The sequence below is a fragment of the Weissella sp. ESL1156 genome (assembly GCF_058505625.1).
Window position 1 is genome coordinate 509,170 of sequence record NZ_CP196372.1, and the last position, 24,376, is coordinate 533,545.

Here is a 24,376-nt window from a genome sequence, read left to right on the forward strand (position 1 = left end):
ACATCATTATTGTAATGGTAAGGTCACTGTAATTGTTGATCCAACCCCAACTTGACTTGTTAATTCAATTTTCCCTTGTGCTTGTTCAACAAGATCATGCACAATTGCTAGTCCTAACCCTGTACCAGGAATTGATTTTGTACGTGACTTATCTACCCGATAAAAGCGTTCAAATATTCTGTTTTGTTCATCACTAGGAATACCTAAGCCAGTATCTTTAACTGCAAAGGCTAACTCACTAGCAGTCATCATAGCTGATACTTTCACTGACCCATTCTGACGGTTATACTTCATAGCATTACCTATTAAATTAGTTAAAATTTGCTCAATCACATTCTTATCCTGCTTAATGACCAATGTCTCACTAACTTCATTTTTTAGTGTCAAATTTAATGCACTATGAGCTGCAGCTTTCGTATTAAAAATTTTATCAACCATTTCAGCCATATTAAACTGTTGCAAATTATGTGATTGCTCAGGTACTTTCGCTAAAGTCAAAATATCATTCGTCAAATCCAACAAACGTTTCGTCTCTGCTTGAATAATCTCTAAAAATTCTTGTCTGTCTTTTGGATCATCCTGTGCACCGTTCAATAGGGTTTCAGTAAAGCCAGCAATGGACGTCAATGGTGTCCGTAATTCATGCGAAGCATTGGCAACAAACGCTGTTTGCATGTCTTTCATTTGAATAACTTCAGTCATATCGTAGAGCAGCACTAATAACTCAAAATGTCGTTCACGAGTCTCATAATAAACAATAGAGACATCAATTGTTTTATCCTCAATTTTGACCAACTCACGAATTTTTTTCTTTTGTTTCAAAGCTTGTTCAAATAATTCCATCAAGCGATGATACTTAATCACATTATCATAATGTTGATTTAATAAACTTTGCTGAACACCCAATAATTGATTAGCTTGCTGATTTGCCTGAATGATCTTGCGCTCAGGTGTAATCTGTAAAACACCTAGAGGCATATTACTCATCAACGTTTCCATCGTACTACTTTGCTCTTGCATAATCTTAATACGTTTACTGTTTAAGTGCTGCACATTGTTAATTGCAGTGGCAAGCGGTGCTAAAGAATCATCTGGACGCATCAAAACATGAGCTGTATGCGTATGAGTTGTCTCTAAATCTTGTAATTTTTCAATAAATAGCGTTAAATGTGCATCTCGACGTTGCCTTTGAATTTCTAATGCTAAAGTCGTTGCACCAGCCAAAATCATTGAAAGCAGGATTAAAACGTGCCACTTTAAAGTAACACTCTGATCACCCGTAAGTGATGTTAACCATAAAATTAACCAGATAATCACTGCATAAAGGAACCAGAAAAGGACAAAACGCTTTGCTGATTCAATTAATTCGTCAATATTCATAGTCTTGTCCTTTAAATTTATTTGTCAGATGGATGGTCAAATCGATAACCAAAGCCCCGAACCGTTTTAAGATAGACTGGGTGTTTTGGATCTAATTCAATTTTGTCGCGCAAGTGTGATAAATGCATATCGACCATTCTCGTATCAGGCCCTGAAAACTCATAACCCCAAACGCCATCTAGAATAGTTTCACGGCTTAATACACGTCCTTCACGTTCAGCCATGTAAGCCAATAACTCATATTCTTTAGGTGTTAATTTCACAACTTCGCCATCAAATTGCACAACCATTTTATCAAAATCAATTGATAAGTCACCATATGACTGCGTATGCTTCATAGCATTTTCATTTGTTACAGCTGTCTTTTGACTAAAACGCCGCAATACTGCATGAACACGTGCTATAACTTCTCGTGGACTGAACGGCTTCGTTACATAATCATCTGCACCAATTTCCAAACCAACAACTTTATCAACCTCATCATCCAAAGCTGTTAACATAATGATTGGAATTTGATTTTTCTCAGCTCGTAATTCACGTGTGACATCAACGCCGCTTTCTTCAGGCAACATCACATCCAATAACACAATGTCAATTTCTTGTTGATGAATAATGTCTAATGCTTGCTTACCATCAACGGCCGATACGACTTCGAAACCGGATTTCTTTAAGTTATACGTTAATAAAGTTTGTAATGATGGTTCGTCATCAACAATCAAAACTTTTGTCATAACTATAAACTCCTATTTTTATATATTAATTATAAGTTTACCACGAAAAGTAATGAAATTGTTTGAAGTTGCTATGCTGCAATGTCAGACAATTTCAATAATGAATGTTCATTCATCTATCATCAATGATTATCTATTAATTTTTTTGCATATGATTTACTTGATAATTCAATAACCAGCATGCCAATAATCAATAAGCTACCTAGTAAGAAAATCGTCCATTCACCCATCCATGAAACACCATATCCTAAAGCCACTGTAATGATTGGTGAAAATAAATCAGTTGCAAAAAACGATATGCCAAAAACTCGGCCTAAATAATCTGGTGAACTGGCTTGTTGACGAACCGTATTAATTTTAATGACAAAGGCAGACCGAGCAAAACCATATAAAATCACTAAAATAATAAAGACCCATAAATATTTAAGGAAAGTCGCAATAATAAACGCTACTCCTAACAGATAAAAGTCATGATACATCGAACTCATCGTATTATATTTCGGTAACTTTGCTAATATGACACTGACAAAAATACCAGCAACTGCAGCTAATGTTAATGCAGTCGAATAACTCGTTGCCGTACCGTGATAATTATGTTGAATTAAATATGGCATCGCTAAAATAAACCCTTCAAAAAAGAAGTTTGTCCAAATTGTTAGCAACATAGACTCAAACAATACTGGTGAGTTTTTTACATATCGAAAACCAGCTGCTAAACTTTGTAAAAAGGGTTCTGTTGTATATGAATCTGACTTTTGTGCTGGTTTGTACTTAATGGCTAAGTTAAAAAGTACCGTAATAAACAACATCACTGCAAGAATTTGTAAGAAAGTTCTCAAGTTGATCCACTTAAAATGCAATAACAGGCCACCAACAAGTGGTCCCATCGCTTGTCCTGTCGAAAATGCTGCGCTTGCCCAAGCATTAAAACCTGCAAGTGATTTTTCTTTAATTACATCGGGTAAAATGGCCCTTGTTGCTGGATACGAATAGGAAACATCCATATTTAAAATAAATGTTAAAATAAACAGAATCCAAATTTGTGGTTTATCTGGATTAATAAAGAATGATAAACTCAGTGCTCCGATTGCTCCCATAAAATCAGCAGTCAAGAGAACAATCTTACGATTAAACCGGTCAAGCATTGAACCGACAAAAATATCATTAACAACATAAACAATAAAGCCAAATCCTGTGAGAATGCCTAAAATTTTTGCATTACCGTAACTTGCGACTAAAAACCAATTCAAACCAAATCGATAAACGCCATCACCAAAAACTGACGCAAAATTTGAAGCAAGCAGCGGAAAACTAAAATTTGCTAATTTAGATTGATGTTCTGTCATAAACACGCCCCCTCTACTATAAAAACTTAATAATAATCACACCAACTGCCATAATAATGACACCAATAATTTGTACCAATGTTATTGGTGCTTTGAGTGAATGCCACCAACCAAATTTTTGTACGAACATTGAACCCAAAATTGACCCAATTAATCCCATGGTAATTGTTAGTCCCGCACCAATTTGAGGTACAGTTAATACTGTCGCTAAAACAAATAATCCACCTAAAATACCACCTAACCAATTCCACCACTTTGTTGTTTTCAACGCAGTCATACTTGGTAATCTTTTTTCAAACACAACTGAAAAAATGGCAATAAGTACAAAACCTGTCAAAAAAGAGATAAACGCTGCTTGTTCTGAATTATGTAATAGCGTACCTAAATACCCATTAATGGCTTGCTGGGTTGCTGAAACACCACCAGCTATAACGGCCCAAATTTGCCAGAATTTTTTCTCTGTTGATTTTGAAATTTCTTTATTAGTTGTTAATGATTCTTTTTGTAACAATGTTGGTAAAGCAACAGCACAAAACACACCAAAAATTAGAACAATTAATCCAAAGACACGCAGAATAGTTAAAGAAATGACTTTTGCCTGAAACCAACCAAACGTGTCAATAATGGTACCCATTAATATTTGTCCTAAAATTGGTAAAATAACTGTTTGCATCGCACCTAATCGTGGAAATAACAAAACATTTGATGTTAAATAAATACCACCTAATAATCCGCCTAACCAAATCCACCAGGGATGTGTATAAATAAACTGACCTGTAGGCCATAAATCACCAGTCATTAACCAACTTAATAATCCTAAAAATAATGTACCAATTAAGAATGAAATAGTCGCTGCTAAAAAGGGGGATCGAACAATTCTACTTAAATCAGAATTAATCGGATTTTGATTAGCCAATAAAAAACCTGCCACCAGGGCAAATCCCAAAGAAACTAAAATCATTTTTATACCTTCCTACTATCTATATCTGCTCAATACGATCATCTATTTTTATTGAAAAAGAGTGGTCTTAACCAGTAATCAATCGGTTAAACCACTCTATTATTGTTGACTATTGTTACTTAATCTAAGAAATCACGTAATTGTTTTGAACGTGATGGATGCCGTAACTTACGCAACGCTTTTGCTTCAATTTGTCGAATTCGTTCACGAGTTACTCCAAATACCTTACCAACTTCTTCTAGAGTACGTGTCCGTCCATCCTCAAGACCAAAACGTAGTCTTAGGACATTTTCTTCTCGATCAGTCAATGTATCAAGAACTGATTCCAGCTGTTCCTTAAGCATTTGATAGGCAGCTGAATCAGCTGGTGATACCGCCTCATTATCCTCAATAAAATCACCCAAGTGTGAATCATCCTCTTCCCCAATAGGTGTTTCTAAAGAGACAGGTTCTTGAGCAATTTTAAGGATATCACGTACTTTTTCTGTTGGCACATCCATTTCGGCACCAATTTCTTCTGGTGTTGGTTCACGTCCTAAATCTTGCAACAGATTACGTTGAATACGAATTAACTTATTGATGGTTTCAACCATGTGTACGGGAATTCTGATGGTTCGTGCTTGGTCGGCAATGGCACGAGTAATTGCTTGTCGAATCCACCACGTGGCGTATGTTGAAAATTTAAATCCCTTACGATAATCAAACTTTTCAACAGCCTTCATTAAGCCCATATTACCTTCTTGAATTAAATCAAGAAATTGCATACCACGACCAACATAGCGCTTTGCAATAGAAACAACCAAACGTAAATTGGCTTCTGCTAGTTCTTGCTTTGCTGTTTCATCACCATCTTCAATTCTTTCTGCTAATGAAACTTCTTCGGCACCTGTTAATAGAGAAACCCGACCAATTTCTTTTAAATACATACGAACTGGATCGTTAATTTTCATACCAGTAGGTGCATCAGCTGCTTGCTTTAGTTCTTTTTCAGACAATTTTGTTTTTTTATTTTCTAGTGCACGTGCTGAAGGTTCTCCGTTTTCATCAACAACCGAAATACCAGCTGACTCAATTTGATCATATAAATCATCAATTTGATCAGCATTTAAAGACATTGGCTTAACAACTGATTTCTGTAGGTCAGCTTCTTTGATTTGCTTATCTTTTTTAAATTCTTTAATAATACCTTTAACCGCTTTATCAAAATCCACCTTACTAAATGAAGTTGATTTTTGCTCAGTTTTCTTTGCAGCCATAGTACACTCCTTAATTTTCTGTATTTTTTGCTTGTTTTTGTTTTAAGACAGTCATATATTCAACACTTAATTGTGCAATACGAGCATGATCATGTAACTGATTTGCTTCTTTGATTTCTCTTGATAACTGACGAATCTTTCTTTCTAAGGGTGCTTCATCACTGATAACACGGATATATTCAGCAACTTGGTCCCGATCAACAAATAATTGTGGATCAATGTCCTCTAACATTGCTAATATACGTATTAACTCTGGTTTTTGTACGTAGTCCATAAACGCAGCCATATCAGATATGGTTTGTTGTTGCTGTTCTTCACGGTATGCCATTGCAATCATAAACAACGTTTCATAAGGTACATCTTGAAAAGAAAAATTCTGATGGTTGGTCACTTCCAACCAAACATCATTATCCCGTAGCATCCAAGCCAATAATATTTGTTCAGCCTTTTCGATACGTGTCATACTACGTTGGATAATTTGATTATCATTTAAAGCCCTTGGTTGATTGCGCTCAATTTTCTTATTACTAGAAGGTCTTTGTGCCTGATACTGTAATAAAATTGGTCGGATTTGATCTTGTAAAGCTTCATAACTCAAATTAAATTCATTGGCTAATTGGCGTAAAAACTGTTCACGAATCACAGGCTCTTTGGCCGTAGCAATAACTCCCAGAGCATCACTAATATACGAAAATAATTCTGTTTGGTTATTTAAATTACGATCAATTTGTAGAAAACGAAGATTAAAAGTAATCGGATCTTCAACATTGTGTAGCAAAATCTGATTAAAGGCTGATGCATCGTTAGACCGTAAATATTCATCTGGATCTTGATTATCAGGAATATTTATAACTTGTGCTGTCATACGCCCCTGTTGTGTAATCAAATCTAGTGCACGCTTTGTTGCTTTTTGCCCAGCCATATCTGAATCATAACTAATGCTTATTTTTTCAGTCAACCGTGACAATCGCTGAATTTGTTCAGTTGTTAATGATGTTCCCATCGAAGCCACGCCGTTTTGTACACCCGCTTGAAACGCCGCAATAACATCCATAAATCCCTCAAACAAAATCACATGTTTCTTCTTTTTAATAGTATCTTTTGCTAAGTCTAAATTAAATAACTCCGCAGATTTATTAAATAATGGACTTTCAGGTGAATTGATATATTTTGGTTCATCGTCATCGGCTGTTAATTTACGACCTGAAAACGCAATTGGTTGACCATAACTATCTCTAATTGTAAATAGTACTCGATTAGCAAAACGGTCATGTAACGTACCATCCGACCATTCAACAAACAATTCTGACTGACGCAATATTTGATAGTCAATTTTTTGAGCATTGAAATAATCATAAAGAATATTTCCTTCAGGTGCAAAACCTAACATAAAAGCATCAATCGTCTTATCATCTAAACCACGTTCATTCAAATAAGATAATGCCTGTTCACCAGTAGTAGTGTTAACTAATAAATGGTGATAGAGCTTCGTTGCCTCATTATATAAATTCCTTAAAGTTTCTGTCTCTGGATCAACCTGAATATTTTGATCATTATCTAAATATCTTTCATCTAGGTCCACACCAGCTTGCGGTGCAATTTTTGCAACAGCTTGTGGAAATGATAAATTTTCAATTTCCATCATAAAACTAAAAACATTGCCACCCCGACCACAAGAAAAACAATGGAAAATTTGTTTCTCCTCATTCACAGAAAAAGACGGTGTCCGTTCTTCGTGAAAAGGACATTTACCAAACAAATTACGCCCTTGTTTTTTTAATTGTACATATGGTGAAACAACATCAACAATGTTAACGCGCTCCCGAATTTCTTCAACGAGATTTTGCGGAATTCGTGCCATTATATTTCACCTCCGCCTCAACAAAAATGAACTTTTCCAGCTCCTATAATTATACGCTTGAATATTTAATATGCAAGTATCTTGTCAACCCCTATGAAACGACGTAATTATGATTATGACAAGGTTCTTAAATTAGCTGGGCAACATTATGTAAACTTAATTGTTAGAGTTAAATTTTGCTCATTATCCATAAGCGTTTCCTCCATTATGACCACCGACTAAACCAGCTCGTTGAATCATCGTGCCCCCTTGACTTAATGAGGATAGTTTGACTAAGCTTGTCACACCAAATTTCTGCCGAATCTCATCAATTACTTGGTCAATTTTTGACGCATTTAATTGTTGCTTGACGGGTGTTAGTAAATCTAGTTGGTCATAACCTGCTGGTTGTAATTTACCCGCAGCAACTCCCAAATTACGCACGTTGCCACCTTCAAAGTGAGCATCAAATAGTTGAATTAACTCACTTGAAATCATATTAGATTGATTCGAAGGGTTAATTTTAGTCTGCACATTAAAGCCATGACTGTGTTTCATGGCACTAGTGGCATACGAATACCCAACAAATAACGAAATCGTGCCAGCTTATTCATTTTTAGCCCGTAGCCTTGCAGCCACCTGTTCGCCAATTTCCCGAATAACTACCTTGATCTCATCGACTCGGTTATAATCGCGTGGTAAAACTTGACTATTAGAAATAGTCTCCTCTTTCACATGATATCGTTCTCGTAAAATACTACGATCAAACCCCCAAGCTAAGGCAAATAATTCTTCTCCACGAATACCCAACTTTTCTTTTAAATTATATGGATTAGCCATCGCTAAGTCATACATTGACCAAATACCTAGCCGATTGAGCTTCTTAGCCGTTCGGCTACCAATACTCCACACCTCATCTAACCTATTAATCGGCCAAAGATGCTTGGGTAAGGTTTCAAAATGCCACTCACCAATTAAATTAAAATCATGTTTTGCCTGGATATCTAATGCCATTTTAGCCATTGCAGGGGTATCACCAATGCCAACGGTCAGATATAGGCCTAGTTCTTGCTTTACTTTTATTTGAATAATTCGCGCTAACTTTTTAAGCGTTAAATCTTGACCATACAAAAATTGTAAGTATCGCCAGGTATCTGTCACGTCCAAAATACTTTCGTCAATCGAGTATAAGTGCAAATCTTCCTCAGCCACAAATTGGCGGAAAATATCATTAACTCTTTTATTCATCGCAATATACCGATTCATTCGTGGTTTAACAACTATAAGTCGTGAATCATTTGGCAGATCACGTTGTCGCATGACGTTTTTAATACCCAATTCTTTTTTGCACGAGGTGAAGCTGCTAAAACCAACCCGCCATTTGTATTTTCCTGTTGACTCATGACGACTAGTAATGACGTTAGTGGATTAAGACCACTATCAACACTTTCAACGCTGGCATAAAAACTTTTAGAATCAATTACCATAATTTTCCGTTGAGCTTCATGTTTTGAAACATCAATAAAGTTCATGCAGGTCGCCTCCCAATAATAAGTTTAACTTGATATTAATTAGTTTAAACTTAGCATTGAGATTAAGCAAGTTCTTTATATTTTCGGTTTTAAACTAGTCAAATTGGTCTAGATTGTGAATTCGAAAGACTTTTATGTTTGTGAAGTAAGCTAGTCATTAAAAATCCATTTTGTTAAAAGACGTTATCTCACAAACAACTGCCAAGCCCATCAAATCAACAACTAATTATAATAGAGCTTATGTCAATCTGGATTGGTCTAGTTAACGTAAGACACATAAACTATTAATTTTTGTAGTCATAATTTTATAATTAAATAATCACAAAAATACCCCGAAAGTTAAATTTTTACTTTAACTTTCGGGGAACACCTCAATTATTAGCCTTATAAATGCGTACACTTTAGTTCTAAAACTAATAAAGCAGAAACAGATATCGTTATATCTGCTTATGCTTTCTAGTGTTAATTTGATTAACAAATAATCAAAACGATATTAAATTTTGTTTCCATCATATGATTACACATCAAATGAACTATTCATCCAGTTCAAGCAAACTGTTAAACACTTCTTGTGGTAACTCGAGGTCACTATGGGCCGCTTGTCGTTTATTAATACTCTGTCGTCTTAACAAAGCTTGTTTTTTAGAAACACTATATGACTTACCATTAACAGCTGCATTTTTACGCAATGGTGGAATATCCACACGCGCAATAGCCTTACCATTAACAATTGCTTGTGCTGGCATAGGGTATAGACGGCGTGGCACAGTATACTTTAGTTTATGGACTAATGATGTTGATTGTTTTTGTGCGTCAACCTGATGAGTCACAAACGTTAGAGCATCCACCTGAGCATAATTGATTTGGACATTAACTTTGACAACATCTGCCATTTCGTAACCTAAAAATTCAGTAGACAATGTTGCATAACCATGCGACACTGACTTTAAATGATTAAAGAAACGATACGCAATCTCAGATAGTGGCATTTTATAAACTAAAACAATCAATTTTCCTTCATTTGTCATGTCCATAAATTCACCTTTAAAGTTCTGGGCTAACGTCATTACTTCACTAAGTAACTGACTATCTGTTGTAATTTCTGCCTTAACCATCGGTTCTTCAACATAATCAATCACCGAAAAATCTGGAAAACTAGCCGGATTAGTGACAGTCAAAATCTGACCTTTTTCCTTTGTACGCTCATTTAAGTGAACTTTGTATGTAACATTGGGTGCTGTAGTTAATACATCAACGCCATATTCATCATGCAAGCGTTCTTTAATAATCTGTAAATGAAAAATTCCCAAAAAGCCACCACGATAGCCGGACCCTAATGCATCTGACGTTTCTGGAACCATCTCTAATGATGAATCATTTAATGCAATACGGTCAATCGCTTCGCTCATGATTTTATAATCGCCTAACGGATAAATACCAGCGTATACCATTGGTCGTGCCGGCTCATAACCAGGCAAAGGTTCCTTAGTGCCATCCACTTGTAGTGTAACTGTATCACCAATGCGCACTTCTTTAGGATTTTTAATTCCCGTCACAATGTAACCAACACTACCTTGTTGTAACTCATCCGTAGCTTTTCTATCAGGACCGAAAATACCAATTTCTTTTGCAATAAAGTTAAGATTATTGGTCATAAATTTCAACTGTTGCCCTGTCTTTATGTTTCCATCAAACAAACGAACATGTGCAATGACACCCTTATACAAATCATATTCATAATCAAAAATCAAAGCTTTTAAAGACGACGCAAGACCACTTTGCGGTGCTGGAATGCGATTTACAACTGCTTCTAACAATTCATGAACACCTTGACCGCTTTTAGCAGAAATATCAATAAAATCTGTTTGTTTTATTCGATCATCTAACGCCATTACCTGGTTTTTAGTTTCTTGAACTTGTGCATTAGGACTATCTATCTTATTAATGACTGGTACAATCGTTAAATTAGCTTTTTTAGCTAATCGATAATTTGCAATAGTTTGTGCCTGCACCCCTTGGGTTGCATCGACTAATAAAATAACACCTTCGCCCGCCATTAAACTCTTTGATACCTCATAGTTAAAATCAACGTGTCCAGGAGTATCAATCAAATTAAGTGCATATACCTGACCATCATCAGCTTGATATTCGTTATGAACCGAACGTGATTTTACAGTCACACCATGCTTTTTTTCAACCGATAATCCATCCAAAAGTTGATCTTGACTATCACGCATATCAATCGTATGTGTTCCTTCCATAATGCGGTCAGCTAAAGTTGACTTTCCATGGTCAATATGTGCAACAATTGAAAAATTTCTTATTTTTAATGTATTCATTTTATTTTCTCCATATTTGTTATTGTTTTTTTAAGAACAACATGGAGTAGCATGTCATTCATTTTATAATGACATACCAACAAACATAATATTATGACTCATTGCGAGCACCTCCTTTGTTTATTCAGCCCAGTTTACAACAATAAAAGTTGAGACGTCAATACGTCTCAGCCCTTATTTGGAGCGATTGTAAGCAGTGTTAAAATCATGAAGTTGTCTAATTAATTTTACGAGCCTTTGGTTTATTAATAAGCAGTTAAAAGTGTTTTGTAATGTATTAAGTCTTTCATATTAGTACAATTTCTCCTGATTTCAAAAAGACCTATGAAGTTTATCAAGTCACTTTAACCCCACAATGTCATTGATTATTTAAGTTAGGTTTCAAGCAGAAAATATTTCAGTCGAGGCATTTATTAAAGATATTCAATTTGTTAATAAGGAATTCTGAAAGCAATACGATGCAACAAAACTAAACACTCGCTATCGATTATATGCACGGATACATATACTACATAACTGGTTAATTTTCTTTTCAAATGATACAAAAACCAAAACATTTATCAAGTAAAAATTATTTGAAAATAAATTAAGAAATTATCGGCAATTGTTATGATAACTAAACTTATATAAACTACATATTGGTCTATTTAATGTAAGACACATAGCTGTTAAATTTTGTTACTATATTTTATAGTTAAATTATCATAAAATAATCCCCAAAGTTAAAGCAAACATTTAACTTTGGGGATATATCTAATATTATGATGTTTTTCTATTCGATATCACAACCACTTATATTTCTATAAAGTACATTGTAATAATCTCCTAAATATTAATTATTTGTTACTATATTAAATAGAAAACTTATTTACTTTTTTCTTGTCAAAAAATATATTGTTTGTGGAAAGTTAAAACATAGTTTGGTTGGTAGTCCAAACATAATAATTTTAATTATCAGTATCCTTCTTCCTAGGTCGTCCATCTTTCCTATTTATTTTAAGAGGAAAGCATTATGGATGTAGAAAAAATCAATTACTGTTAACAATCGCTTTTGATCCACCTTTTTATAAGGCTATTTTTGAAAGTAATTCGGCGGAATCTTATGAAATTGCACAAATTAATTTGGGAACATCAGATCCTGGACTACCCTTAATTTTAAATTTAGTAACTTACCGTTGGAATAAAGTACGATTTTTCAAACAAAGACAATCTGAAAAAATTGAATTTACTAAAAAATTAATCCTAATTGTAAACAACGGCTAACTATAAAATCCGTTCAAAAAGGTATTAGTTCAAAGTCACATTTAGCTTTAAAGAAACAATTCGAACAGACTAAATTAACTAATTGAGAAAAAATATAAATTAAAAAAAGCTAAACTAATTGAAAAACGTAAAGGACACTGAAAAATTTCTATATTAAAAGGGTTTTCAGTACAATTTGACCAATAACCCATTTTACAAACTTAATTGAGATAATTTCATAATTTTAAAACTATTGCAATTGAGCCTAAATCATACCGCTTTATTACAGCACTGCTTAAAAAATAATTATTTTTTTAAGTCCATTTAGATAGTCGCTAACCCATATATAAACCACCATCTACAACAAAGTTTTGACCTGTAACATAAGTCATTTTTGATAACGCTTCAACCAACTCTGCAACTTCACATGGCTTACCAAATCTTTTTAATGGAATAATACTCTCAGCATATTTTTTCATTTTTTCAGACATAGCGTCTGTCATTTTAGTACTTATCATACCAGGTGACACTGCATTAACTAATACACCTCGACTTGCATATTGCGTAGCCAAATATTTTGTTAAGGCTAATATTGCATCTTTTGATGCTGCATAATTCGCCTGTCCAATATTCCCTGATAACCCAATAACTGATGAAATATTAATGATCATAGATCCTGAATTCAAATACGGGAGGACGGTATCAATGACGTTAGTTGTCCCATTAAAATTAATCTCTAAAACCTTCTTAAACTCAATTTCTGTCATTTGAACAAATAATTTATCGATATTTGTTCCTGCTGAATTTATTAATACATCTATTTTTTGATGGGCTGATAAATTATTGTCAAAAGCATATTTAATTGCTTTATCATCAGCCACATCAAATACTAAATTAATAGGTTTATGATGAAATTTATTTAAATTCTTATTTGAAATAGGGCTATGTGAGTGTAAAATTAACTGAACATCTCCTTCATCAAATTTCTGCGCAATCGCTAATCCAATACCGGATGCAGCCCCCGTAATTAAAATGGTCCGTCTAGAATTTGCTTTTTTCATATTAATTCTGCCACTTTCCGTTCGATTTCAAGTACAGTTTGTGGGTAAAAATCAATGGGCATTTTAATGTTAAACTCATCCTCTATCAAGCTAAAAATTTCATAAATATTAAACAACTTACGAACGTTAGTCGCACTCCAATGTTGGCTAGGCCATTTCATAATGATGGTTGATTCTTGTACCTTATTTTTTATAACTTTTGTAATAATTTTTTGTATCTTTATATTAATTTTATTTTCCATTTCTTAATCCATATCAGAGAACACGTCATAACGCATTTTATATTTTCCAGCTTCCATGCTATTACCCATTTTTTGATGACAATTCATAATTAGTAAAGCATATTCTGGCAGCATAAAGTATGATTCATTTTTCTGCACACGATCAAATCCCTCTAATAAAATAGATAGTGCTTTGTTATATGCTTTTAAATTATACAATGCCAGTCCATATTGATAATTAATGACATTCAGATTTTCACTTTTATTTTGTGCTAAATCTAGCGATTTACGTGCAATCAAAAAATAATTCAATGCTTTTTTGGAGTGACCTAATTGTAATTCAATCACGCCCATAGCGTTAAAAATCAGTATTTCTACTTCAGATTCTGGACATTGATTTTTAATAGCCTCACCATATAAAGAAGCCATGTTAAAGTATCGTTTAGCACCAAGTGCGTCATGCTTTAACTGATAAAGTGCACATCCATAGTAATAATAATAAGTTTGAAAATCATTCACTGAAGTTAAACTATCTATAACTTGTTCTTCATCCATATACGCAATCATTTTTGCATATTCATGACGTTTACACAGCTCAAAAGCATGGTTACTAAAATCAGCACTACTATTTAATTTAAGCGCAGTTTTTAAAAAAGAATCATCAAGGTTAATATTCAAACGATCACAAAGTTGCATGAATAGCACCACATTTGGTACATAAGTACCATGTTCAATACTGCTAATCATTGGTTGCGAACAAATATCTTGTGCTAATTCTTTTTGTGATAATCCCATTTTCTGTCGATTTTCACTAATCATAGTCCCTAATCTATCCGCAATTTTTTCTTCACTAGTTGCCATGAAATTTCTCCTTTTATTGCTAATAAATATGAAACACCATTATTTATATTTATTGTACAACAGAAGGCTATTTGAATAATAAAATATTACGTCCACGGCTAGAATTATTTTTTTGATACTTAAATGCCTGATTAATTTCTTTTAATTGAAATGTGTGGTCAATTGGTGCAAATAACTCTTTTTTATTTAATTTTTGAAGAAGTTCTGTATAATTTTTCGGGAAAATTGGTTCACTAATGAACTGTATTCCATTAATGTTAGATAGTGCCACACTCATAATAGTAAAATTCTGTTTAATATAAGGGTGCAAGAATTCAAAGTTACCTGCAATATCAATTATAATGGTATCTTCCTTTAACACAGTTTGATCTAAAGCATAGTCTGGTAGCAGCATTTTCGCTTGTCTACGTTTAAAATAATCTTGTGAAATTGGCCGAACTACTGGCAAAATATTTTTTCCTTTAATATCTTTGAGTAGTTGTAATACTCCCAATCCAATAACTGAATCAGCACCCGTAATAATAATATTATGCGATGAACTATTAATAATTTTTTTATATAAAACTAACGCTGTATCTAAACCACCCACAACTGTCGCTGCTTCTTCATTGGTTACATTGTCTGGTATTGGTATAGTTAAAGGCGGTAGATTAGATGTAATCGTATCTTTAAATGTACCATTGGGATTAAAAGTTATAACTCTTTTGTTTAATAATTTATTAGAACGTAATGCGCCAACTTTGGTAACTTCACCAACAGCACCGTACCCCATTACATTAGGAATCTTGGTTGGCAATGTTCCTTCTAATTTCATGATGTCAAATGGCAAAATGGGTACAGCTACTGTATGAATCTCTATTGAAGTTGGTAAAAAGCTCTCTGGTTCAATATTTTGAACTGAAAATGATTGCAGTCCGACATTATTTGTTTGTAAAACCGCTCGCATTTTCTATATTCTCCTCTTGTTCACATACTATTTTTAAAACTTGTAAATTTTCTTTAAATGCATTTTGAATTAATGGCCGAATAATTTCTGCTATTGACAAAAATGCATTTTTTTCATTTAAATAAACAACTTGTTTTAAATTAGTTAAATGATTATCGACCTTATCAAAAAGCCATGAAACACGATACTCAATTTTCCCGGTCGTCGATACGTATGTGACGGAATCACTAGTACTAATTACATTAATAATTTCCTGTTTATTTAGCGCTGCTCCTTTACGTAAAATGGCAAATTGTTGATTCCCCATAGAATTGACATCACCAATTTCACTATCCCATTTTAAAATATTTTGAATATTTTCTAGTATTGCCTTAATTCGTTCACTAGCTGCATTAACCAAGATTTCATTGGTAAATAACTTCACTTCCATCAGTAACCTCCAGTTGTATATTCGGATTTAGTCGCATAAGCATGACCATTGCTTCTAATTTACGTCGTTGTTCTAATTGATTGCTAGGCGCTATTAATTTGATTTAAAATTTTCAATAATTCATTAATTTTATTGGTTGCTTGATAAGCTTTTGCTAGTGAAATCATGTACTGAATTTTGTTTGGCATTAGCGTATTAGTTTTTTCAAGGAAAGTAACAAATTGTTTTTCTGAACCAATTAAATGATAATAGTTGCCTATAACGTATAACAGTTCTGGATTTTCTGAATTTATAGCAAAAGCAGAATCTAAAATTTTTTTTACTTTTCTCATACCAACACGTCCTTTTAACGTATTAATACCGTTGTCTGCTGCTAAACGACCTAATGAACGTGCTCGTTCAATCAAAATTGTCATTTGTTCATCAAATGTTAAATCATCCATTTTATATAGTTGTTGTCCAATGTATACTGACCTTTTGTAATATTGTTCTGGTAAATGTTTAATTCGGATAATTACGTAATGCATCTTGATTTAGTTTAATCATCATCTGAAACATTTCCTGTTTAACATCAAATTCTTCAATACGTTTATGATCTAGGCGTTCGTTAGCTACAATAGCAATTTTCTCCACATTTGACTCACTAATTTCATCTAATCGTTTTTTATCTGATTTATGTAAATAAATTGGTTCTCCAATCGCTACATCAATTCGGTTTTTTAAATGAGGGTAGAGAGTTTTTCTGGGGAGCATGTCAAATAGGCCGTGCATGCCAATCGTTATTATTGGCACACCTGTTAGATAAGCTAAGGTCTCAGCACCGGTTTTTCCATGGTACATTTCACCAGTTAGGCTTCTTGTCCCTTCGGGATAAATAACAACAATTGCTTCTTCCGATAACAACTTATCTTTGAGAGTTAGCATAGCAGTCGTAGCATTACCACTACGATCAACTGGCACGCAATTTAGGCTTTCATGCCACCATTTTGAAAAAGTAGTATCAAATGCTTCCTGTTTCGTTAAAAAATATACTGGTTGTTTTGAATTTGCCGTTTTAAGAAGGCGCAAAAGTACAAAGTGGTCTAAATAACTATTGTGATTTGCAATAATAATTTTAGGTCCTATCATTTTTAAAGACTCAAAATTACTGGTATTACCTAAAACAAATAATTTAATCAAATTTGTTATAGAATTTGTTAGAATTTTATTCGCAATGCCCATTTTGATCAAAAATGTCCTCTCTAACATGTGTCGTCAAATAATCTTGTAATTGTTTTACAGTTACTAAAGGTAACTCATATTCAATGGCCATTTGCTCTAGATAATCACGACGAGCCATATGACCATCCGGCAATAGTATTTCACAGATAGCACCTACCTCAGGCTCACCTGCTAAAATTGCCAAATCAATTGCGGCTTCTGTATGGCCATTCCTCTTTAAAACACCTCCATCTTCTGCAACTAAAGGAAAACTATGACCTGGATGAACAAAATCACTAGCTTTTACATTTTCAGAAGCAACTTGCATAATTGTAGCAGAGCGATCATATGCAGAAACTCCTGTCGTTACTCCTGTTACTTCAGTCGTACCATCAATAGAATATGTAAACTTTGTACCATTCGTTTCTGTATTATTTTCAACTATTTGTGTTAATGACAATTTATCAGCAATTTTTTTGAAACTGGTGTACATAATAAGCCACGTGCTTTAGTAACCATAAAATTGACATTTTGTGGTGTCATTTTTGAACCTAATACCACTAAATCTCCTCATTTTCACGAATATCGTCATCCATCATTATAATTAAACCGCCATTCTTTAAATGGCGTACGGCTTGTTCGATTGTTGTTTGCATGTTTAGTTACCTCTTTCTATTTGATATGGGTAATCATAAACAATTGATAATTGGCAGTCTAATAAGAATACTAATAATCAAAATCAGCATTCTTATAATGTCATTTATTTTAACTAAAAAAATTCACCTTCACTCATGCCCTGTCCATTTTGCATAACACGTTAAAGTATTGCGTTAAACCATCCAAATTTTTATCGTTCAAATCTTTAAATTATCAGTTAAAATGTAAGCACCAGAATGAAGGGTTTTTCCTTCGCTCTGGTGCTTTTTCATTGTAAACTATAACTACTATTCAATTAGATATTGGTAAAACCTTTCAATAAATAAAGTTTGAGAGAATTAGAGACCTTTTTTTACTGATACCCAATTCTACTAACTATTACAGTCCTCTATCTCAACGTCTTGAATTATTGTATCACCTAGTTAATTGCAAATACTGGTGTACCATTATCCCAATCATCTGGATCTTTCGATAATCTACTTAAGACGCTATCAACACTGTACCAACCGTTATAATAATACTTATTATATGGATCAAATATTTCAGTTTTACCTTGATTATAGCCGTAGCCTACAACTGCATGACCAATACCAACGTTAACAAAGAAAATAATTGGTGTTCCTTGTGCCAAAGCATTTTTAACATCAGCTGGTGTTGACAACGATTGGACTGAATGCCCGTAGGCGTTAACCAGTGTTTTTAAGTCTAATCCTGTTGCACCATAGGCAGCGTGAAATCGTGAGACAGTATTCCCAACTTGACGAGGTGTTGTGTCAATTCCATAAACTCCTTTCAGAATCATAGCGACACTTGTGGGCACGCAACCAGTCGCACCAAATGAACCACCACTTAACCAAGTATTAGCCCAACGTTGGTCTAATTGTGAATAATAAAAGGGCTTATTCATTGCTCGCTCATAGAACGTTCCATCTGTTCCAAAATTATGTCTAACACCGTCGATTGTAACAATTCCTTGAACGGCACGACCATCGTTACCAACGTAATACTTGTAGCCCCAAGCACTTTTCCATTGGTTATCCTGTCGAATACCATTATCAAACCAGCTTGTTGAATCATTGTGCCCCCTAACTTAAGGAGGATAGTTTGACTAAGCTCGTCACACCAAATTTCTGCCGAATCTCAACAATTACTTGGTCAATTTTTGACGCATTTAATTGTTGTTCGACTGGTGTTAGTAAATCTAGTTGGTCATAAACCTGCTGGTTGTAATTTACCCGCAGCAACTCCCAACCTACACACGTTACCACCTTCAAAGTGAGCATCAAATAGTTAAATTAACTCACTTGAAATCATATTAAATTGATTCGATGGGTTAATTTTAGTCTGCACATTAAAGCCATGACTATGTTTCATGGCACTAGTTGCATACGAATACTCAACAAATAACGAAATAGTATCAGCTGCTTCATTTTTTAGCCCGCAGCCTTGCTGCCATCTGTTCACCAATCTCCCGAATATTCACCTTAATTAAGTTCAGACAAAATAGTAATTTGAAACAAATTTGTACGGGTTATTGACATTCTTGCCTTATTGTTTTGCCAACATTTATTAGCTTTTGTCTGTGCATTTTCATTTGTCACTTTATATTTACCTCTCATTTCATATGAGGATAGTAATAATAAAAATAACTACTGATTAACTAGCAAAAGCCGCTACATATCAACATTCATTGATGTATAACGGCTACTTTAAATTGAATTTATTTTTAATTCTTACGCTTAGATTTAATCAATACTAGTCCGCCTGTAAATAAGACTACGACAGCAACTAATAAACTATAAATAACTCTATGTTCATTAATATTATGAACAATCTTAGCCGCTGTTTTAGGTAAGTCTATGCTGTTATCACTCTTTGTCAAACTAACTTGTTTTTCTGACACTGTTGGCTGATTAGCATTACTCATTATCATCGTAGAATTTCCAAGTGGTGCAGTATTACCACTACCATTATTTGGTTTACTTACGTTAGTACTGTTACTTGATAACGTATCGCTACTTGATGAGCTGCTACTATCTGCTGACGAAGCCGTGCTTGACGAGCTTACATCACTTGACGATGTATCGTTGCTTGATGCACTGCTGCTATCTGATGAAGTCGCACTTGATGAACTTACATCACTTGACGATGTATCGTTACTTGACGCGCTGCTACTGTCTGCTGACGAAGCCGTGCTTGACGAGCTTACATCACTTGACGATGTATCGTTGCTTGATGCACTGCTGCTATCTGATGAAGTCGCACTTGATGAACTTACATCACTTGACGATGTATCGTTACTTGACGCGCTGCTACTGTCTGCTGACGAAGCCGTGCTTGACGAGCTTACATCACTTGACGATGTATCGTTGCTTGATGCACTGCTGCTATCTGATGAAGTCGCACTTGATGAACTTACATCACTTGACGATGTATCGTTGCTTGATGCACTGCTGCTATCTGATGAAGTCGCACTTGATGAACTTACATCACTTGGTGATGTATCGTTACTTGATGAGCTGCTACTGTCTGATGAAGTCGCACTTGATGAACTTACATCACTTGGTGATGTATCGTTACTTGATGCGCTGCTACTGTCTGCTGATGAAGCCGTGCTTGATGAGCTTACATCACTTGACGATGTACCGTTACTTGATGAACTACTACTATCCGATGAAGCCATGCTACTATTCGCTGCACCATTATCTGACGTCGCATCAACATCTACAGTATAGTCTCCACTGAAGAATGGAGAAACGTTACCACTAGTGGAATCTTTATAGTTTTGTAACCAATGAAATGTAAATTGATTACCAGGCAATGAATTAGGTACTGTAAACGTCTTAGTCTCAGGAGAATAGGTAACACCATTACTTAAGTTTGTAATCTCTACTGGTTCTAATGAAGCATTCTCTTGTACTCCTAGAAGATCATTCAAAGGTATACTACGGGTAGTTACCTTTTTCTCAGCAGTTTGATTTGTTATTCTTACGTTGGTAAGATCACCATTAATATCTAACCATTCGTATGAAGTCAAACAATTATTGCTGAAATCATCTTGCAAACCACTATCTTTAGGTAGATTATTATGTAATATCAATATTGGGTCTGCTTTATATATTGTAATTTTTGAAATTTTATTACCAGCAAAAGAACCACCACCAAATATTTGTTGATACCAACCGTGGGAGTTCCACAGTGTTCGAAATGTATTTGGTAAAGCTACGGAAGTCAATTTTTCACCAGGAGAATCCTTAAAAGCAAAATTTGCTATCCCTGTTACATCGTGACCGTTAACGCTACCCGGAATTACTAAATTACTTTTTGTACCTTTATAATCAACGACGGTATAACTATTCGTACCATCTTGTAAATGATAACCAATACCATCATCATCGTAATATACAGAATACCAGTCTTCTCCAACACCAAATGAAGTTGCGGAGACATTTGTAACGTTTGATTCGACACCAAATGGTAATATTAAAGCCGTACTAAATAGAACCAAACAAGCCGCCACTTTTCCCAATTTACCCGTTGAAATCCTCATAATCTACTAGTCCTTATCTTCTTTATTTTTCATTGATTATGAAATTGTTAAGTTTCATTAAATAAAATTAATAAAACTACCCTAAAATAATTGTAACTTAAAAATCAAAACTTAAACTTTCAAAAAATTATACTATTATTTAAAAATGATTTAATAAGTAACAAAATAGCCAAAATGTTTACTAAATTAAATCATTTACTCTTTTTTATTAATTATTCTAAGATGGAGCCACTTAGATAAAAAATCGTGAAAAATTTAACTATTTTCGAAATGCGCTTCTTAATTGTATACTATCTCTGTTTATAATTTCTTTTAAGTACTTTATAATACAGGGTGAATATAACAATTTACTCCGCATTGAATAGAGGGAATATATTATGTCAAAAAAGAAGCCATAATTAATAGTTTTCTATCAATTTTAATATTACTTGTAGCACAGGGTGTTGCCGAATTATAGTCAATCTTAGACTTACATGATTTTGAAGAAATTTTTTTTGGTGTAACCTATGTGTTTGTAACGTATCTATTACTTTATATTTATACGGCAATCTATAAAAAACAGTCGTTAAGTAATTTTGGTATTTCGAAATTCCAAATAAATTGGTGGTGAGTGATAGTAGCTGTACTATTGCCAACAGTTGTACTCAGTTTGTTTTATTTATTATTACCTGGGAAAATTTACTTTAATATTTTTTCTGAATCAAAAAGCATACAATATGTTTTGGAGGCTTTTTTTGCAATTAGTTTGGGTGTTTACATTTAGTGAATGGTCGACTTAATTTATCCAGCATTATTATGTTACTTGTTGGTGGTTGTACTTTAGTTGGCATCATATTTTCGCTAATTACGTTGTACAGTCATTCTATCTGGGCAAGTATGTTGTGCGTTGAGTGTGTCTGCATCAGATAGCAGCGGCTTGTCAAGTGATGTAAGCTCATCGTCATCAAACAGTATTAGTACGGCTACGATACACATATCCTATAGTGATACTAACACACGAATAAAAATTCGTACGTAAATACAGTATAGGAAACATAAATATATAATTAAAATCATAGTTGTACACTATCTAGAAAAAATCAAAAGAAAATTTCTATTAATAATATTAACTATTTAAGAATATTATCATCACTTCAAATATAATTACATTTTCTAAAATAAACTTAATTGCTAAAAGTCCATTACTCTATTTAAAAAACAACCAAGTGATTGAAACATAAATTTTTAAAATAAAACATATTTTTTGTCCGATATATTTTCTTTAATTTATAAATATAACTACTATTATTCAATTGGATATTGATAACCCCCCTTTAATAAATAAAGTTTGGGAGAATTAGAGACCTTTTTTTACTGATACCCAATTCTACTAACTATTACAGTCCTCTATCTCAACGTCTTGAATTATTGTATCACCTAGTTAATTGCAAATACTGGTGTACCATTATCCCAATCATCTGGATCTTTTGATAATCTAACTAAGACACTATCAACATTGTACCAACCGTTATAATAATACTTATTATATGGATCAAATATTTCAGTTTTGACCAACAAAAAATAAGGTAAACTATAGCCATTAATTTTTAATTTATGTAGTAATTTTCGTTAAAAACACTAAATCCATACCTTTTTTTATATGCCATTCTGGTTGATTCATCAAGATATACCCGCTTTTAGTATATAGATATATATAATTTAGTTTCCTGTTTTATGGTGTCAATATACCACTGTTTTACATTAGAAAACTTTTCTTCAATCTGTAACAACGTTATTTGAGCAAATCCTCTATTTTCATATTCGGGTAAAATAAGAATTGGTGAAATTTTAGCATGCGTAGTATCTTATGAATCCAATATGACCCTAATAAGTCCAATTTCGTGCTGGTCTTGTAATATGAAAAAATAATAACTGTTTTTTTTGATTTATTTTTCTATATATATCATCTTTTGACTCCATATATGGATTTGTTTCAGTATCCTGATAGGTTTCAAAAAGAATTCTGAATCCCATTTTGTACATTTTAATAATTTTATTAATATCACTTATACTAGCAAGCTTAAACGCTATTGTCTTGGTATCCATATCACATAACTGCAAACAAAAATTATTTTATGTAAATAATTATACGTTTTATTATTCAGTAATACATGTAAACTGTATTCTCAAACAGTTTAAAAAAGGACGTGCTGACCTTATGTGCATTAATTACTTTGGTTCTACAATATTTGGTATTGATAACTAACCTGACAGATTAGTCATCAGTACTTTTTTCTTTGTTTTTCTATATAATTTATGACAAAGACAAAAAAACAGACTAGCTGGAACTAGTTTGCCAAACAAAATCCCTCTAGAAAAGACCTCTAACATAGATAAGTATTTCAAGATTTTACTTGGAATTAAAGACACACGTATTGAATTAGACGATCAAGCCCCGGAGGTGATGACCACGGTCTTAAAAAATGGCGTTCGACAACAAATTTGGTATTTGAAATTATCTTATGATAATTATTGTCCACATTGTGCTTGTTTAATGAATAAGAATGGGATGAAATTCGTACAACATATCGCCTCTCGTGCTGCCAATCTATTTAATCAGCTAGCGATTCACAAACAAAAATACATCTGCCCACAATGTCATCGAACAGCACTAGCTGAATTTTCTGATATTAAACAAGGTGATCATATTATGACCAATGTTAAACAAGCGGCAGTAAGTGAAAATGTTAATCAAAAACATATTGTCCAAGCCTATAATATTTCGTCACACAAGTTTACCGTGCACTAAACATTATTCGTATTCAAACAATGAAAACTTATGGT

The 24,376-nt window shown here is 33.6% G+C and carries 19 protein-coding genes and 2 pseudogenes; 2 read left to right on the forward strand and 19 right to left on the reverse strand.

All coding sequences use genetic code 11. The features are described from left to right. Positions 1–6 precede the first annotated feature (6 nt). The 8 genes and pseudogenes from ACSKY2_RS02550 to lepA all read right to left on the reverse strand — a co-directional run bounded on the left by ACSKY2_RS02550 (position 7) and on the right by lepA (position 11,385). A complete protein-coding gene (locus ACSKY2_RS02550; protein ID WP_489878033.1) occupies positions 7–1,380 on the reverse strand; it encodes a sensor histidine kinase in 1,374 nt (457 codons plus the stop codon). 17 nt (positions 1,381–1,397) lie between these two features. After that, positions 1,398–2,111, reverse strand: coding sequence for a response regulator transcription factor (locus tag ACSKY2_RS02555; protein WP_489878034.1), 714 nt, complete (start codon positions 2,109–2,111; stop codon positions 1,398–1,400). A gap of 122 nt (positions 2,112–2,233) precedes the next feature. Next, positions 2,234–3,457 carry an MFS transporter gene (locus ACSKY2_RS02560; RefSeq protein ID WP_489878035.1) on the reverse strand — a complete coding sequence of 408 codons (1,224 nt, stop codon included), beginning with the start codon at positions 3,455–3,457 and terminating at the stop codon, positions 2,234–2,236. A 16-nt stretch (positions 3,458–3,473) separates the two neighbouring features. Further along, positions 3,474–4,415, reverse strand: a complete 942-nt coding sequence (locus ACSKY2_RS02565) for a DMT family transporter (protein WP_489878223.1) — start codon at positions 4,413–4,415, stop codon at positions 3,474–3,476. Between the two features lie 122 nt (positions 4,416–4,537). After that, positions 4,538–5,674, reverse strand: a complete 1,137-nt coding sequence (gene rpoD / locus ACSKY2_RS02570; protein ID WP_489839445.1) for an RNA polymerase sigma factor RpoD — start codon at positions 5,672–5,674, stop codon at positions 4,538–4,540. A gap of 10 nt (positions 5,675–5,684) precedes the next feature. Continuing rightward, entirely contained in the window at positions 5,685–7,535 is a 1,851-nt protein-coding gene (dnaG, locus tag ACSKY2_RS02575) for a DNA primase (RefSeq protein WP_489878036.1), read from the reverse strand. Positions 7,536–7,718: 183 nt separating this feature from the next. Continuing rightward, positions 7,719–9,046, reverse strand: a pseudogene (locus ACSKY2_RS02580) (Y-family DNA polymerase). Between the two features lie 533 nt (positions 9,047–9,579). Then, complete coding sequence (lepA, locus tag ACSKY2_RS02585; RefSeq protein WP_489878037.1) at positions 9,580–11,385, reverse strand: translation elongation factor 4; 1,806 nt, start codon at positions 11,383–11,385, stop codon at positions 9,580–9,582. A gap of 1,074 nt (positions 11,386–12,459) precedes the next feature. Between lepA and ACSKY2_RS02590 the strand changes: the two genes are divergently transcribed. Further along, positions 12,460–12,648, forward strand: a complete 189-nt coding sequence (locus tag ACSKY2_RS02590) for a hypothetical protein (protein ID WP_489878224.1) — start codon at positions 12,460–12,462, stop codon at positions 12,646–12,648. Positions 12,649–12,962: 314 nt separating this feature from the next. Here ACSKY2_RS02590 and ACSKY2_RS02595 read toward each other — a convergent pair whose 3' ends face one another. The 11 genes and pseudogenes from ACSKY2_RS02595 to ACSKY2_RS02645 form a co-directional block, all read right to left on the reverse strand. Continuing rightward, positions 12,963–13,688 (reverse strand): SDR family oxidoreductase, encoded by a 726-nt coding sequence (locus tag ACSKY2_RS02595; protein ID WP_489878038.1) that lies wholly within the window; start codon positions 13,686–13,688, stop codon positions 12,963–12,965. Beyond that, complete coding sequence (locus ACSKY2_RS02600; protein ID WP_489878039.1) at positions 13,685–13,930, reverse strand: hypothetical protein; 246 nt, start codon at positions 13,928–13,930, stop codon at positions 13,685–13,687. Before ACSKY2_RS02600 ends, ACSKY2_RS02595 begins: the two co-directional genes overlap by 4 nt. 3 nt (positions 13,931–13,933) lie before the next feature. Continuing rightward, the gene (locus tag ACSKY2_RS02605) at positions 13,934–14,770 is read right to left on the reverse strand and encodes a helix-turn-helix domain-containing protein (RefSeq protein WP_489878040.1); all 837 of its coding nucleotides are present in this window, start codon (positions 14,768–14,770) and stop codon (positions 13,934–13,936) included. Positions 14,771–14,837: 67 nt separating this feature from the next. Then, positions 14,838–15,716 (reverse strand): hypothetical protein, encoded by an 879-nt coding sequence (locus tag ACSKY2_RS02610; RefSeq protein WP_489878041.1) that lies wholly within the window; start codon positions 15,714–15,716, stop codon positions 14,838–14,840. Next, the gene (locus ACSKY2_RS02615) at positions 15,691–16,146 is read right to left on the reverse strand and encodes a hypothetical protein (RefSeq protein ID WP_489878042.1); all 456 of its coding nucleotides are present in this window, start codon (positions 16,144–16,146) and stop codon (positions 15,691–15,693) included. Before ACSKY2_RS02615 ends, ACSKY2_RS02610 begins: the two co-directional genes overlap by 26 nt. An 83-nt stretch (positions 16,147–16,229) precedes the next feature. Next, on the reverse strand, positions 16,230–16,589 hold the full coding sequence (locus tag ACSKY2_RS02620) for a hypothetical protein (RefSeq protein WP_489878043.1): 360 nt from the start codon (positions 16,587–16,589) through the stop codon (positions 16,230–16,232). A gap of 58 nt (positions 16,590–16,647) precedes the next feature. Beyond that, on the reverse strand, positions 16,648–17,367 hold the full coding sequence (locus ACSKY2_RS02625) for a lysophospholipid acyltransferase family protein (protein WP_489878225.1): 720 nt from the start codon (positions 17,365–17,367) through the stop codon (positions 16,648–16,650). Further along, positions 17,351–17,889, reverse strand: a pseudogene (locus tag ACSKY2_RS02630) (3,4-dihydroxy-2-butanone-4-phosphate synthase). The gene ACSKY2_RS02625 and the pseudogene ACSKY2_RS02630 overlap by 17 nt, the downstream one beginning before the upstream one ends. A gap of 532 nt (positions 17,890–18,421) precedes the next feature. Beyond that, the gene (locus ACSKY2_RS02635) at positions 18,422–18,910 is read right to left on the reverse strand and encodes a C39 family peptidase (protein ID WP_489878044.1); all 489 of its coding nucleotides are present in this window, start codon (positions 18,908–18,910) and stop codon (positions 18,422–18,424) included. Then, positions 18,907–19,080 carry a hypothetical protein gene (locus ACSKY2_RS02640; RefSeq protein WP_489878045.1) on the reverse strand — a complete coding sequence of 58 codons (174 nt, stop codon included), beginning with the start codon at positions 19,078–19,080 and terminating at the stop codon, positions 18,907–18,909. The genes ACSKY2_RS02635 and ACSKY2_RS02640 overlap by 4 nt, the downstream gene beginning before the upstream one ends. 649 nt (positions 19,081–19,729) lie before the next feature. Beyond that, positions 19,730–21,553, reverse strand: a complete 1,824-nt coding sequence (locus ACSKY2_RS02645; protein ID WP_489878046.1) for a hypothetical protein — start codon at positions 21,551–21,553, stop codon at positions 19,730–19,732. 2,443 nt (positions 21,554–23,996) lie between these two features. Between ACSKY2_RS02645 and ACSKY2_RS02650 the strand changes: the two genes are divergently transcribed. After that, positions 23,997–24,341, forward strand: a complete 345-nt coding sequence (locus ACSKY2_RS02650) for a hypothetical protein (RefSeq protein ID WP_491737205.1) — start codon at positions 23,997–23,999, stop codon at positions 24,339–24,341. Positions 24,342–24,376: the final 35 nt, after the last annotated feature.

What these genes read in the sequence shown, in the direction of transcription:
- ACSKY2_RS02645 (WP_489878046.1), bottom strand. Translation starts at nt 21,553, where the DNA reads ATGAGGATTTCAACGGGTAAATTGGGAAAAGTGGCGGCTTGTTTGGTT.
- ACSKY2_RS02635 (WP_489878044.1), bottom strand. Translation starts at nt 18,910, where the DNA reads ATGAATAAGCCCTTTTATTATTCACAATTAGACCAACGTTGGGCTAAT.
- ACSKY2_RS02640 (WP_489878045.1), bottom strand. Translation starts at nt 19,080, where the DNA reads ATGATTCAACAAGCTGGTTTGATAATGGTATTCGACAGGATAACCAAT.
- rpoD (WP_489839445.1), bottom strand. Translation starts at nt 5,674, where the DNA reads ATGGCTGCAAAGAAAACTGAGCAAAAATCAACTTCATTTAGTAAGGTG.
- ACSKY2_RS02555 (WP_489878034.1), bottom strand. Translation starts at nt 2,111, where the DNA reads ATGACAAAAGTTTTGATTGTTGATGACGAACCATCATTACAAACTTTA.
- ACSKY2_RS02650 (WP_491737205.1), top strand. Translation starts at nt 23,997, where the DNA reads ATGACCACGGTCTTAAAAAATGGCGTTCGACAACAAATTTGGTATTTG.
- ACSKY2_RS02550 (WP_489878033.1), bottom strand. Translation starts at nt 1,380, where the DNA reads ATGAATATTGACGAATTAATTGAATCAGCAAAGCGTTTTGTCCTTTTC.
- ACSKY2_RS02615 (WP_489878042.1), bottom strand. Translation starts at nt 16,146, where the DNA reads ATGGAAGTGAAGTTATTTACCAATGAAATCTTGGTTAATGCAGCTAGT.
- lepA (WP_489878037.1), bottom strand. Translation starts at nt 11,385, where the DNA reads ATGAATACATTAAAAATAAGAAATTTTTCAATTGTTGCACATATTGAC.
- ACSKY2_RS02560 (WP_489878035.1), bottom strand. Translation starts at nt 3,457, where the DNA reads ATGACAGAACATCAATCTAAATTAGCAAATTTTAGTTTTCCGCTGCTT.
- ACSKY2_RS02595 (WP_489878038.1), bottom strand. Translation starts at nt 13,688, where the DNA reads ATGAAAAAAGCAAATTCTAGACGGACCATTTTAATTACGGGGGCTGCA.
- ACSKY2_RS02620 (WP_489878043.1), bottom strand. Translation starts at nt 16,589, where the DNA reads ATGGATGATTTAACATTTGATGAACAAATGACAATTTTGATTGAACGA.
- ACSKY2_RS02605 (WP_489878040.1), bottom strand. Translation starts at nt 14,770, where the DNA reads ATGGCAACTAGTGAAGAAAAAATTGCGGATAGATTAGGGACTATGATT.
- ACSKY2_RS02600 (WP_489878039.1), bottom strand. Translation starts at nt 13,930, where the DNA reads ATGGAAAATAAAATTAATATAAAGATACAAAAAATTATTACAAAAGTT.
- dnaG (WP_489878036.1), bottom strand. Translation starts at nt 7,535, where the DNA reads ATGGCACGAATTCCGCAAAATCTCGTTGAAGAAATTCGGGAGCGCGTT.
- ACSKY2_RS02610 (WP_489878041.1), bottom strand. Translation starts at nt 15,716, where the DNA reads ATGCGAGCGGTTTTACAAACAAATAATGTCGGACTGCAATCATTTTCA.
- ACSKY2_RS02625 (WP_489878225.1), bottom strand. Translation starts at nt 17,367, where the DNA reads ATGGGCATTGCGAATAAAATTCTAACAAATTCTATAACAAATTTGATT.